The organism is Binatus sp. (SeqCode), from assembly GCF_036522015.1.
Lineage (GTDB): Bacteria > Desulfobacterota > Binatia > Binatales > Binataceae > Binatus.
Window position 1 is genome coordinate 1 of sequence record NZ_DATDGQ010000132.1, and the last position, 13,080, is coordinate 13,080.

13 protein-coding genes and 1 pseudogene are annotated in these 13,080 nt (G+C 61.9%); 12 read left to right on the forward strand and 2 right to left on the reverse strand.

What is annotated here, in order from left to right; translation table 11 throughout:
* From VIW95_RS05510 to VIW95_RS05545, 8 genes and pseudogenes are all read left to right on the forward strand, one after another.
* Nucleotides 1–244, forward strand: a pseudogene (locus tag VIW95_RS05510) (hypothetical protein); the annotation flags it as partial.
* Nucleotides 241–663 carry a type IV pilus modification PilV family protein gene (locus tag VIW95_RS05515; protein ID WP_331584422.1) on the forward strand — a complete coding sequence of 141 codons (423 nt, stop codon included), beginning with the start codon at nt 241–243 and terminating at the stop codon, nt 661–663. The pseudogene VIW95_RS05510 and the gene VIW95_RS05515, both read left to right, overlap by 4 nt.
* Entirely contained in the window at nt 660–1,328 is a 669-nt protein-coding gene (locus VIW95_RS05520) for a type II secretion system protein GspJ (RefSeq protein WP_331584423.1), read from the forward strand. Before VIW95_RS05515 ends, VIW95_RS05520 begins: the two co-directional genes overlap by 4 nt.
* On the forward strand, nt 1,322–2,269 hold the full coding sequence (gspK, locus tag VIW95_RS05525; protein ID WP_331584424.1) for a type II secretion system minor pseudopilin GspK: 948 nt from the start codon (nt 1,322–1,324) through the stop codon (nt 2,267–2,269). The genes VIW95_RS05520 and gspK overlap by 7 nt, the downstream gene beginning before the upstream one ends.
* 15 nt (nt 2,270–2,284) lie before the next feature.
* The gene (gene gspL / locus VIW95_RS05530; protein ID WP_331584425.1) at nt 2,285–3,769 is read left to right on the forward strand and encodes a type II secretion system protein GspL; all 1,485 of its coding nucleotides are present in this window, start codon (nt 2,285–2,287) and stop codon (nt 3,767–3,769) included.
* A gap of 5 nt (nt 3,770–3,774) precedes the next feature.
* On the forward strand, nt 3,775–4,419 hold the full coding sequence (gspM, locus tag VIW95_RS05535; protein ID WP_331584426.1) for a type II secretion system protein GspM: 645 nt from the start codon (nt 3,775–3,777) through the stop codon (nt 4,417–4,419).
* A 1-nt stretch (nt 4,420) separates the two neighbouring features.
* Nucleotides 4,421–5,272, forward strand: coding sequence for a type II secretion system protein GspN (gene gspN, locus VIW95_RS05540; protein ID WP_331584427.1), 852 nt, complete (start codon nt 4,421–4,423; stop codon nt 5,270–5,272).
* 290 nt (nt 5,273–5,562) lie between these two features.
* Nucleotides 5,563–5,880: a hypothetical protein gene (locus tag VIW95_RS05545; protein WP_331584428.1), complete on the forward strand. Its 318-nt coding sequence runs from the start codon at nt 5,563–5,565 to the stop codon at nt 5,878–5,880.
* 6 nt (nt 5,881–5,886) lie between these two features.
* Here the strand turns inward: VIW95_RS05545 and VIW95_RS05550 are convergent, their stop codons facing one another.
* On the reverse strand, nt 5,887–6,648 hold the full coding sequence (locus VIW95_RS05550) for an alpha/beta hydrolase (RefSeq protein ID WP_331584429.1): 762 nt from the start codon (nt 6,646–6,648) through the stop codon (nt 5,887–5,889).
* Nucleotides 6,649–6,744: 96 nt separating this feature from the next.
* Between VIW95_RS05550 and VIW95_RS05555 the strand changes: the two genes are divergently transcribed.
* Complete coding sequence (locus VIW95_RS05555; RefSeq protein WP_331584430.1) at nt 6,745–7,755, forward strand: LLM class flavin-dependent oxidoreductase; 1,011 nt, start codon at nt 6,745–6,747, stop codon at nt 7,753–7,755.
* 117 nt (nt 7,756–7,872) lie between these two features.
* Here the strand turns inward: VIW95_RS05555 and VIW95_RS05560 are convergent, their stop codons facing one another.
* Complete coding sequence (locus VIW95_RS05560; RefSeq protein ID WP_331584431.1) at nt 7,873–8,679, reverse strand: enoyl-CoA hydratase-related protein; 807 nt, start codon at nt 8,677–8,679, stop codon at nt 7,873–7,875.
* Nucleotides 8,680–8,813: 134 nt separating this feature from the next.
* Between VIW95_RS05560 and VIW95_RS05565 the strand changes: the two genes are divergently transcribed.
* The 3 genes from VIW95_RS05565 to VIW95_RS05575 form a co-directional block, all read left to right on the forward strand.
* A complete protein-coding gene (locus VIW95_RS05565; protein WP_331584432.1) occupies nt 8,814–9,299 on the forward strand; it encodes a hypothetical protein in 486 nt (161 codons plus the stop codon).
* 15 nt (nt 9,300–9,314) lie between these two features.
* The gene (locus tag VIW95_RS05570) at nt 9,315–11,192 is read left to right on the forward strand and encodes an ABC transporter ATP-binding protein (protein ID WP_331584433.1); all 1,878 of its coding nucleotides are present in this window, start codon (nt 9,315–9,317) and stop codon (nt 11,190–11,192) included.
* Nucleotides 11,185–13,080 (forward strand): ABC transporter ATP-binding protein (locus tag VIW95_RS05575; RefSeq protein ID WP_331584434.1); only part of this gene is annotated, 1,896 nt, incomplete at its 3' end. The genes VIW95_RS05570 and VIW95_RS05575, both read left to right, overlap by 8 nt.

Here is a 13,080-nt window from a genome sequence, read left to right on the forward strand (position 1 = left end):
GGGACATCCGGTGATGCTGCCGGCGGCGATTCGGATTCGCGATGTCACCGTCGAAGGAATCGGCACCTTCAATCGGGGCACCATCGCGACCAACTTCTATCCCGAGGGTTACGTCGATGCGACCGTGGTGCATCTCGAGGACGCGTCGGGCGACGTGATGACGCTCGAATTTTCTCCGCTTACCGGCCAGGTCGCGATCGTCAGCGGCGACGTGATGCCGGAGGGCATGAGGATGTCGCGATGAATCTTCTTCGCCGCCGCGCGCGCGCATTTACGTTGCTCGAAGTGATGGTCGCGATTGCGATCCTCGGCATCGCGCTGCTCGGTCTGCTCAGCCTGCAACATCAGAGCATGCAATCCGTCATTCGCGCGCAGCAGTCGACGCGAGCCTCGATGCTGGCGCAGGCGGTGATGACGGAAGCGGAGCTCGAGCGATATCCCGATCTCGGCGTCACCAGCGGCAATTTCGAGGCATCGTTTCCCGGCGAGTTCCCGGACTTTCGATGGGAGCGCGCGGTCGAGGCGTCGGGCACGTTTCCCGACGTTCGGGTGGTCAAGGTTCTGATTCGCTACGGTCCCACGCTTTCGCAAAACTTCGCGCTCATCGAGTTTCTGCATTCACCGATCCCGCCCGAGGAGGAACAGGTACAGGCTGCGCCATGACCAACCGCCGTATTCTGACCCGCAGCGCGCCGCGCGGCTTCACGCTGATCGAGATGATGCTCGCGATTGGAGTGCTGGCGTTGATCCTCACGATGCTGGCGAGCGCGTTCAGCACGATCGCGCATAGCAAGGTACACGCCGAAGGGCGGCTCATGGTGGATCGCGAAGGCCGTTCCTTGTTGTGGCAACTGACCAAGGAGCTGCGCAATGCGGTCCAGACGCCGTACACCGTGAGTAACGTTGCGCTCTTCGGCAGCGGACATATGGGCAACGGCGCGCCGATCGATACGATCACGCTGTCCACGTTCAGCGGAGGGCATCGCCGTGCGCTTACCGGTCTGACGCCGGAGACAATTGTCACTTACAACTTGATAGCGAATCCTGACCAGCAGGGCTGGTACCTGCTGCAGCGCTCTCAGCAGAGTGGCTTGTTGACCACTGCGGTCACGCCGCAAACGACAACTCTCGCGAACAATATACTCTCGCTTCACTTCCGCTATTTCGATGGCCAGCGGTGGGGAGAGAGCTGGGAGTCGTCGAGTCTGCCGCAAGGACGCCAGTTGCCGGTCGCGGTGGCGATCCAGATTCAGATGGCGGCGCCGGGCGGCCGCGTGATGGATTTTGCGACCCAGGTCACCGTGCCGATGGCGATAGAGCAATGGTAAAGCGGCTGCGAAAGAGCGAGCGCGGCGTCGCGCTGCTGGCGGTTCTGCTGGGAGTCGCGCTGATGACCCTGGTCGTCGTGGATTTCGCGATGACCTCGGGACTCGGATTCGTGTCGGCGGCCAACCAGGCCAACGAGCTTCGCGCCACCTACCTCGCGCGGTCCGCGGTCAATATCGGCCTCGCGCTGCTGGCGGCCGACGCACGCGCGGACCTTAAATCGCCGACCCCGATCGACACCCTGGGCGACGTGTGGGCGGTGCCGTTTCCGCCGATGTCGCTGGCGGGCGGCACGGTTTCATTGTCGATCGTTGACGAAGGCCGGAAAATCAATCTCAACTCGATGGTTCAAAACGGCGCTCCGAACCTGGCTGCGATTCAAAAGGTGCAGCGGCTGTTCACGGTACTCGACGTGAGCCCTGACTTGGTTCAAGGTATCATCGACTGGATTACGCCGAACAACGGCACCGGGCTCGGCGGCGGCATCGGGGATTACTATTCGGGACTGAAGCCGCCATATCAGCCGCGCTACGGCGCGATGCCTACGATGGGTGATTTGCAGATGGTAAAAGGGTTCAACGAGGCGATTGTCAACCGCGTGAGCCCATTTTTAACGGTGATGGCTGAGACCGCGGTGAACGCCAACACCGCGTCGCCCCAAGTGCTGGCGGCGTTGGAACCGGAGTTGACCGAGGACCAGAAAATAGTGCTGTCATTAATCGACGCGCGCACGATTCGGCCGTTCACCCAGCCCACCGACATCGGCAACCTTCCCGACCTCGGCGAAATCGGCCAGCGCCTGATGAAGGACGTCGACATGAAGAGCCAATTTTTCACGATCACGGGAACCGGCACTTATGCAGGCGCGCGCAAAATTATTACAGCAACGTTCCATCGCGAGACCACCGGCATCGGCACGCTCGCGGCGTGGCGCGAGGACTAGGGTCAAGGTCGCCTGATGGCTCAACGAATACTTGCGCTCGAGCTCGGCGCCGACCGCGTGCGCGCGGCGGTTGCGGAGCGCGCGTGGAATTCGTTTACGCTTGCCGGCGTTTACGACAAGGTTCGCGCCGACGACGAGGCCGACTTGAGCGGCGCCCTCTCGCGCCTGGTCGTCGAAGCCGGGCAGCCCGACATCGTGATCTCGGCGCTGCCCGCAAACCTGACCGTGAAGCGACTGCTCGAGCTGCCGTTCAAGGATGCGCGCCGCCTGCACCAGGTCGTTCCCTTCGCACTCGAAGAGCATCTGCCGTGTCCGGTTGACAACGGTGCCGTCGCATTTACCCGCGTCGGCCACGAGGGTGACCACACCCTCGTCATGGCCGCGATGGTGCGCAAGACCGATCTCCAGAGTCATCTCGGTTTGCTGCAAAAGGCGGGACTCGATCCCAAGACCGTGACGCTCGCGCCGCTCGCGCTGGCCGCGATGTTCACGCGCGCCAAAAACGGAAACGGCGCCAAGCCGATGGCGCACCTGGTCGTCGACGGCGACGAGTCGTCCACTTCGGTCGTGCTCGTTGACCTGGACGGAACGCCACGCGCGCTGCGCTCGATGCCCGGCGGCCTTATGCTGTCCGACGGATCGGTGGTCTCGGCGGACGCGGCCGCGCCGATCCTCAACTCGGTGCGTCAGACCCTGCTGGCCAATGGCGAGGAAACCGATCAGACCGAGGTGATCGTTGCGGGCGCGGCCGCCGCCTATCCCAAGGTGCGCGGAATGCTGTCCGAATCGCTGGCGATGTCGGTGCGCGATGGCGGCGCGTTCGACTACACCGGAATCTTCGAGGGCAGTGTTCCCAACAACAGCAAGTTTTCATCGTGCATCGCGATGCTGCTCGGCGAGTTGCCAACCAAGCCACTCGATCTGATCAACTTCCGCCAGGGCGAATTCATGTTTCGCGGCCGCGTCCGCGGCGATCTCAGCCCGTTCTACACGTCGGGGATGCTCGCGGCCGCCGTGGTGGCAGTGGTCATTTTTCATTTCGCGCTCGGCGTCTCCGCCAATCTCCATCGGCTTAGCCAGCTCAACGCGGAAATCGCCGCCGTCGCCGGACCGGTTCTCGGCGAAACCGATCCCGACAACGCCAAGGAACAGTTGCAGACGGGGATCGCGAAGATGAACAAGCGGCTCAACCTGATCGGCGGCAACCTGACTCATTCGCCGCTCGACACGCTGGTCGCGGTGTCGCGCGCATTGCCGCCGCGCTTTCCAGTGCAGATGGCCGACGTTCAGATTGATTCGCAGGGCTTGCGCGTGACCGGGCAGGCAGATTCGTTCTCGACCGTCGATCAAGCGAAAAGAGCACTCGACAAGAGCGGATACTTCGGCTCGATCGAAGTGGCGCATGCCAAGGCCGGCTCGGATCCGAGCAAAGTGGACTTTCGAATGGACGCAAATTTCAAGGACGCCGTGCCGTCGAATGAGCGGGACATCGAAGAATAGCTGCGATGCTTAGAGAATGGATCGACAATTTGCGCGCGCGAGTCATGGAGCTGCTCCGTCCATTGCTCAAGCAAGCTGCCACCGGCGTCGATCCGCTGATCGCGCAGGCGCGCGCCCGCTACCAGAAGCTCGAACCCCGCGAACGCATCCTGGTGCAAATCGCCGGCGGCCTTCTCGGAATTTTTCTCATCTACAACCTCGTCTACATGCCCATCGTGGATCTTGGCTCCGGGCTGGAGAGCAAGATCGCGCAGCGCCAGCAGGATCTCACCGACGTTCGCCAACTGGCCGGTACCTACGCGCAGCTCAAAGCAAACCTCGCCAAGGCCGAGCAGCGCACCGTTCCAATCGGCAGGGATTTCTCGCTGTTCTCCGTCGTCGAAAGCTCGATGACCAAAAGTGTCGGTCGAGACAAGATCGGATCGATCACGCCCGGCTCCGATCGCAAGCTCGCCGACGGCTTTACCGAGTACAGTGTGCAGTTGAAGCTCGCCAACGTGAATCTCGCGCAGTTGGTTGACGCGCTCTATGGCATCAATTCGCTGGCGATGCCGATTGGAGTGTCCACTATTCGCATCCAGCGCCGCACCCAGGACACGCATTCCTACGACGTGGACCTCACCTGTGTCGCGCTCGCGAAGAACACCTGACGTGCGCGAGACCCCGTCGGCGCAATTCCAGCGACCCCGCTTCATTCGAACAGCTTACGCGGCAGTAGGGTTGACGCTCTTCGCCGCGTACCTGATTTCCACCTTTCCCTACTCCACCACGCTTTCTAATGTCCTCGCACCGATGGGCCTCCAGGTTTCCAGCGAGAGGCAGAGCGCGAGCTTCCCCTTCGGCGCGCAGTTGTCGGGCGTGCGCCTGATTTCGACCCGTCCCACTTCCGCCCACCTGCTGGTCGAGAGCCCCGCCGTCACCATCGCGCCGGCATTTCTCTCGATGCTAACGACGCATCCCGGCGTCCGCGTGAAAGCCGCGCTCTACGACGGCGTCGTGAACGTCACGATCCGTCCGAGCGGCGGCGGCACAGCAATCAGCTACGACCTCGACTCGATCGAGTTGGCGCGTCAGCAGTTATGGACGATCCCCGGCGCGAGTGCGGCCGGCGCGCTTTCCGGGAGCGGCAATCTGTTGCTCTCTCCCGCTGACATCGCGGAAACCGGCGCCGGCGAGTTGAGCGCAGCGAGACTGACGTTGACCTCGGCGCTCGCTAGTTCGCCGATCCGTCTTGGCGACGGCCATTCAAAATTCAAATTGGATCAAGGCACGCTGACGATCGAAGAACTCACAACCAGCGGCGGCGATTTGATCCTCACCGGCGAAGGAACAATCCAACTTGCGCCCGACCCCGGCGAAAGCGAACTCGCGATCCAATTCACTCTCTCGACCTCTCCAACCGCCGCTTCGCAACTCGGGATGCTGCTCGCGATGTTGCCGCATCCCCCGGGTCCCCTGCCCTATCATCTGACCGGCACCCTCAACAATCCGCGAATCAGCTAGCGGTCCGATACTCCATGACAGAAGCCAACTCCGAGGATAGGATTCTTTCCTATTCCAGTTCCCCTTCCACTTGGGAAGGGTTAGGGGTTAGGTTGCCTGACACTGACTTTAGTCTTCGGGCTCTCTACGAGGCACTTGACGCGCAGCGGCAAGCGCGTGGACTTTCATGGTCACAAGTGACGCGGGAAATGCATCAGAACCCAAATCGCCCTTCAGCTCGTCGTCTCAGCGCGTCGACGGTGTCGGGCACGCGGTTTAGAGCAGCAGCCGAGGGTGACGGTGTACTGGCGATGCTCCGATGGCTGAATCGAACGCCAGAAAGTTTCGTGCCCGGCCATCAGCAGTCTGAAAGCATCAGCGAGCGGCTGCCGGACATTCCGGTGGGAAAGATTTTGCGGTTCGACGCGAAGAAGCTCTACGCAGCACTCGACGCTCGACGCATCGAAAGACAAATGACATGGGCACAGGTCGCTAAAGAAGTCGGTACTAGCCCCGCGGGCCTGACGCACCTGTCAGAAGGAAAGCGAGTCGTCTTCCCCGGCGTGATGCGGATTTTCAGATGGCTGGGCCGGCCAGCCGCCGACTTCACACGGGCGTCGGATTTTTGAATTTTCTCACGCAGGCGCGGACTTGAAGAACTCCAGCACCGCTTCCTTGTAATGCTTATCGCTCGGCGCGCTCAGATGATCGTGTCCCTCGAGCATCACAAGCTTACTGCCGGGAATTGAGTCATGCAGCAGCTTTGGATTACCGACCAGCAGGTCTTTGGTCCCGATTACGATCATGACCGGCACGCGAATTTTCTGCGCCGCGATATGCTCGGCGTTAAAATCCTCGCGATTCGATGCCATCACCGCCGCCAGTGCCTTCAAGTCGTTGCCGGTGGCCTCCGCAAACTGGCGAAATTCCCGCGCGCGCTGCTCCTTCACAGTTGAAATATTTTCTGCGAGCAGCGCATCGACGATCGGCTTGCGGTTGAAACTTGGCGCGGTCGCTGTCGTCGCGCCTATTCCGCCGAGCACTGCCGCGCGCAAGCGCTTCGGATGCAACATCAGCAGGCCCGTCACGATTCGCCCGCCCATCGAGTAGCCCATGATCAGCGTGCGCTTGATTCCAAGATGATCCATCAGCCGGATGACGTCCTCGCCCATCGTTTCGCCGCCGTACGCCGCGGAATCGTGCGGCTTGCCGCTCTTGCCGTGACCGCGGCAATCGAGCGCGACAACGCGATAATGCGCCGCGAGCGTGGTGAACCAGTTCATCGCGCCCCAGTTATGATCCGCGCGCGACGCAAAGCCGTGCACCAGCACCACCGGCTCGCCCTTGCTGTATTCCTCGAAATAAATCTGCACGCCATTGGAATCGAAGTAGGCCATCGTTCAACACTCCCGCGTAGAATCTGTCATCGTGTCTTGCAGCCATAGTCGAATAGCCGCACAATCTGCGCAAATCAAACTCGCACGGACTTATCAATGCCATCAACCCAGAAACTCGGACTTCAGACCAACGTCGGCGTCGGCGCCGACGCGCTTGCCGGCCGCCTCGCACTCATCCGCGAGGCCGAGGACCTCGGCTACACCTCATTGTGGATTGCGGAGGTCAGCGGCCCCGACGCGTTCGTCAGCCTCGCCGCGCTCGCAGTCAACACGCGCAAAGCCGAACTCTCCACGGGCGTCATTCCGATTCAGATTCGCACGCCGGGTGCGATGGCGATGGGCTTCCTTACCATCAACGAACTGTCCGGCGGACGCGCGATTGCGGGGCTGGGCGTATCGAGTCCGATCATCGTCGAGCGATGGCACGGCGCCTCGTATCGCAAGCCGGTCACGGCGATGCGCGAATGCGTGACGATCATGCGCCAGTTGTTCACCGAAGGCCGCTCGAAATTCCAGGGCGAAGTGTACAAGTCCGACTTCAAGCTGAGCATGCGCATCACCGCGCCGCATCCGCCGAAGATTTATCTTGCAGGTCTCAACGCTCCAATGCTCCGACTCGCCGGCGAAGTTGCTGACGGCGTCCTGATGAACTACTCGCCGCCCGAAGCGATCGCACCGATGGTGCAGCATATCGCCGAGGGCGCCAAAGCCGCGGGACGCGATCCGTCAGCAGTAGATGTCGGCATCTACATCCGCATGTGCATCACCGAGGACGAGGACAAAGCCGTCGATTCGTTCCGGCGCGAGCTGGCCGGCTACGCGTTCGTGGACAGCTACAACAAGATGTTCGCGCGCTACGGACTCGCCGCCGAGTTCGACGAGGTGCGCCGCCTGTGGAAAGAAGGCAAGCGCGCCGAGGCTCCCAGAGCCATCTCGGAAGTGTCATGTCGGAAGATCGCGGTGTTCGGTAAGGCTCAAGCAGGCCGCGATTTCGTCGCGCGATTCCGCGCCGCGGGCGTCACGCATCCCGTAGTGTTTCCGATCGGTCCCGCTGCAACCACAGCGCGCGACTATCCAAATACGATGCGCGCTTTGGCGGGGGTTTGAGCGATCCCTGACGAAAGCACAGAATCTTGAATCGCGCGCGAAAAACACGCACGCTGCAATCGGACCCTCACCTTCATCCTCTCCCTAACAGGGAGAGGGGAAGAGAAAACTCGGAGGCTAACGACCCTTGTAATTCGGTTTGCGCTTTTCCATGAACGAGCGCGGGCCTTCTTTCGCGTCCTCGGACTTCATCACTTCGCGGGCGATTTCGTTTTCGATTTTGAACGCCTCTTCGTATGGACGTCCTGACGTTCGCCGCACTGCCTCCTTGATCTTGCGCACCGCGAGCGGCCCGTTCTGCGCGATCGTTGTCGCCAGTTCTTCCGCCTTCGCGATCAGTTGATCCTGCGGCACGACGTAGTTCACGAGGCCCAGTCGCCACGCTTCCTGCGCATCGATCCGGTTGCCGGTCAGCAGAATCTCCATCGCCTTGCAGTACGGAATCTGGCCTTGCAATCGCGCCAGCGAGCCGGCCGCCGGGATGATCGCCCACTTCACTTCCTGCAAACCGAAGCTCGCGTTCTCCGACGCGACTCGAAGATCGGTGCCCTGGATGAATTCCATTCCGCCCGCGATGCAAAAGCCGTTGACCGCCGAAATTACAGGCTTGTCCATGTCGTAGCCGCGCAGCAGCGCGATGTCGCCGATCTTCCGATCCGCGAGCAGCTTGCTGTCCCATTCGTCCTCGGGCTTGCGCGCGCCGGTGAACAGCGGAATCAGCTTGCCCAGGTCGGCGCCCGCCGAGAACGCGACCTTGCCCGCCCCGGTCACGATCGTCGCACGAACCGAGTCGTCGCTCTCGATCTCCTTCCACGCCGCCGCGAGGCTGACGAGCATCTCCGGGTTCAGCGAATTGTGAACCTCGGGCCGGTTCAGCGTGAGATATGCGACGTGAGTCCGTTTTTCGAAAATCAACGCGGACATAGTGTCTCCTTTTCCTTTCCCGGGGCGAAGTTACCATCAAACGGTCTTCGCGGACCACGCCCCTTTACGCGCCATTTCGCGGGCCGTTATGATCTTCGGAGACTCACAACCTCACACCCTTCAACGGAGGAGTCATGAGACTAGTCAGCGTATCGATCATCGTGTTCACCTCGTTTTCCATCCTGACCCCCGCCTTCGCAATCGAATCGCCGCGCGTCGTGCCGCGCATGGATGAAATTCACAAGCCGGTCGGAGAGGTCTTCGCCACCCTCAAGAAGTATTTTACCGACTCGTCAATGAGCACTTTCCAGCTCGTCAGCGCCGACGAGCGAACGCATACCCTCGTCGCCCGGCAGACAATCGTAGACGACGTGACGTGGCGCAGTTGGGCCTTCTGCCAGGCTGGCCCGGTTGAGATGATCTACAAGTTGCAAGACGGCGCGGTAACAGTGACGGTCAAGCTCGAGAAAACGACGGCACGTTCGACGCTCGCTTCCGTGTCGGCGGATTTCCAGGGCCGTTATGCGCTCGGCGCCGATCAATACAAAGCAGATTGCACATCGAAATTCGTTCTTGAAGACCGCATACTGGCTGGAGCCGGCACCGCTCCCGCAAAGTGAGCCGCCGCGATTCGATTGAACGCTGAACCTACCATCATCACCGCGCCCCCAATCCCGAGCGAGTTGGCGTTCCCCGACGCTCGCCGGCTGCGTTCGCGCGACGTGTTCCGGCTGCTCGCGCGCGTGTGGCCCTTCATCCGCCCCTACCGCCGTCACCTCGTGTACCTGTTCCTGCTGACGCTGCCGCTGATGCTCGGTGGACTCGTCGGACTCAGGCTGGTGCGCGTTTTCTTCGACGTCGTGGGTCACGGCGCAGCCCTGAAACCCGGGGAGGCATCGATACTCCACGTTCCGCTGCATGCCGATCGGCGCACCGTGCTGATTCACGCATGCGTTGTCGGCGGCATCGTAGCGGTGGTTGGTTTGGTCGCGGTCGGATTTATTCTCGGTTACGCGGTTTGGATTCTGCAGCGCATCAGCAACCTGTTCCGGGTCAATCTCTACACCCGGATGCAGGAACTGAGCGTCCGCTTTCATTCCGAGGAGAAAATCGGCGACGCGATTTTCCGCATGTTCCAGGACTCCGCCGCGATTCCTAATGTCATCGACGGGTTGATCGTTCAGCCGGTGATTTTCTTCCCGGTCGCCATCGGCGCGCTACTCTACCTGCTCTGGTTCGACACCCGGATGGCGCTAATCGTGGCGATGCTGATGCCCGCGAACTTCATACTGGCGTGGATCTACGCCAATTCGTTGCGCGCCGCTTTCATCGGTGAGCGTGAAGCCACAGCGCTCGCTACCACGCGCATCGAAGAGACTCTCGCGTCGATTAGAACCGTGAAAGCCTTCGGCACCGAGGCGCGCGAAGCAGGAAATTACGCGCGCGATAACTGGGACGCGTTCATTGCCGGGCGCCGTGCACGCTTGATGCTCGCGCGATACCGCGTCATCACCAATACGGTTCGCGGTCTGGCTTATGTCGCCGCGATGTACCTCGGCGTGACGGAAGTGCTGGCGGGCGGAACTGCCGGCCTCGGGCACGTTGCCGTTTCGCTGGGACTGTTCCAGGGTTCGCTCGCGCTTGTTTCCAACGTCAGCAAGCGCACCAGAGATATCACTGACCAGTGGGGCAGCATGCAGGATGTCGTCGTCGCAATCTCGCGCGTGCTCGAGATGCTCGGACAAACGCCTGAGCAAAGCGTCACCAGCGGTCATGCGATCCCGCCACAGACCGCGACCACTCTGGCCTTCGAGGACGTGACCTTCGGCTACGACCCGCGCATGCCTGTCCTTGCCGGCGTGAATCTCGAGGCGCGCGCCGGTCAAATCACCGCGATTGCCGGTCCCAGCGGCTCGGGCAAAAGTACGATTATTTCGCTCATCGTGAGATTCTTCGATCCGGCGGCGGGACGCATTCTGCTCGACGCCGCCTCGATTGCCGGCTTCGATCTTACGGCGTGGCGCGGGATGCTTTCGGTTGCGCTGCAGGAGAATCCGCTCTTCAGCGCGAGCATTCGCGACAACGTCGCGTACGGGCGCCCGAACGCATCGACGCTCGAAGTCAGCCAGGCGATTCACCGCGCCGGCCTCGGCGACTTCCTCCGTTCCATACCGGCCGGCCTCGACACGATGCTCGGCGAGAAGGGCTCGAAGCTTTCGGTCGGTCAGGCACAACGGCTCGGACTCGCCCGCGCGATTCTGCGCGACGCGCCGATTCTTCTGCTCGACGAACCGACCTCCTCGCTCGATGTGGCTACCGAAGAGGCCGTGATGCGCGGCTTGCGCGATTGGGTGAACGAGGCGCCGCAACGCCGCATGGTGATTCTCGCGACGCATCGCCGCACTACCGCGGCGCGCGCGGATAGAGTTTACCATCTTGCGGCCGGCCGCCTGGTTGACGCCGACGGATCTGCGCTCGACGACTTGCCGGTTCGCGAGGTGAGCAATGCCTGACGCGGTTGCGGAGCGCGACTCGCGCGCGAATCTTCTTTATGCCGACGAGCAAGCTCCGCTCACGTGGCGCGAGTCCTGGCGCCTGCTGGTCAAGAGCTGGCCATTCGTCAGCCGCTATCGCCGGCTGGTTGCGATCAAATGTGCGCTGGTTTTCATCTCACTGACCTTTTTCCTGATGACGCCGTGGCCGCTGAAAATCGTCATCGATAATGTGATCGACGGCCATCCGCTGACCGGTATTCCTGGCGTCATTTTGACCCCGATGGTTGGCGCGAGCCGCAGCGGGCTGCTCCTTGCCGTCACACTGTTCCTGGTGTTGACCGTGATCCTCATAGGGATGGTCCACGGCGAGGCTCAGCCGCTCGGCACCAACGTGAACAGCGGCGGTCTCGACCAGGCGGGCATCACCGCCAACGACGCCAACGACGGCGGCAGCCTGTGGAACGGCCTGTTTGGCTACCTCGAGTCGCGCGTTACGATCGATCTCACGCAGCGGATGAACCAATCGCTGCGCACCGCGATCTACGAACGATTCCTAAGATCGCCGCTGGCGCTATACGCCGACCAGAAAATCGGCGACGCCGTTTTCCGCGTGATGTACGACAGCGCGTCGATCGGCCCGGTGTTTTATCGCGGCGTGCTCGCGCCAATCATGTCAGTGTTCATGTTCGTGATGGCGATCATCGTGCTCTCGGTGCAATTCAGCAACGAGCCGGTGATCATCGTCGTCGCGACTCTGTTTCTTCCGGTGGTCGCAATCGGCAGCGGTCTTTTCGGACGCGCGATCCGCGGTCAGAGCCAATCGATGCGCGAAAGCGGCAGCGACGTGATGGCCGCGTTCGAGGAGCGAGTCGCGCAGGTCCAGCTGATCAAGGCGTTCGGACAGGAGTCGCGCGAGACCGCAGTCGTGGACGCTGCGAGCTGGCAGTCTTTCCGATCGACACTGCGGATGTTCGCGATCTTGCTCGTGATGGTGATCGTGATCGCGCCGGTTGGCTGGGCGCTGGTCGGCTACGGCCTCTACTACCTGATGATGCAAGTGATCGCGGGCCGCATGACGCTCGGCGACATCGTGCTGCTCGCGGGTTACGGCGCGATGCTGGCGAGTCCGATGGCAACTATCGGCGGTACGTGGGCGTCGGTGCAGGCGTCGGTCGCGGGGCTGAGGCGCGTGCATAGCGTGCTCGACAACCTGGCAGAGCCGGTAGCCAACGGGCTTGGCGAGGGACTCAGCGCTCGCATCAGCCGCCTGGAATTCAGCGGCGTCGCGATCGGCTACGGCGCCACCATGGTGCTGAGCGGCGTCACGATGTCGATGCGCACAGGCGAGATGGTTGCGCTGGCAGGACCCAGCGGATGCGGGAAGACGACGCTCATCCATTCGATCCCGCGCTTCATCGAACCGTCAGCGGGAACCATCGCCTTCGACGGCGTCGAATCGCATGCGGTCGCGCCCGACGCGATTCGCGCGCGCGTCGCATTCGTATTCCAGAATGAATCGCTGTTCTCGACCTCGATCGAAGACAACATCCGCTACGGCAGCGATAGCGCGTCGATTGCCCAGGTCCGCGAAGCGGCCGCGATGGCTGGCGCAGCGGAATTCATCGATCGCCTCCCCGACGGGTATGCGACGATGCTCGGACGACGCGGCGCGCGCTTGTCCGTCGGACAGAAACAGCGAATCGCAATCGCGCGTGCTCTTCTTCGACGCCCCGAAATTATCGTGCTCGACGAGCCGGCCGCACCGCTAGATCCAGCCTCCGAATCCGAACTACTGAATACGCTGATCGCACTCGCCCGCGACCGAATTGTGATCATCGTCGCCCATCGCGCCGGCACGCTGGCCGCATGCGACCGCGTCTTCTTCGTTCATGGCGGGACCGTTGGT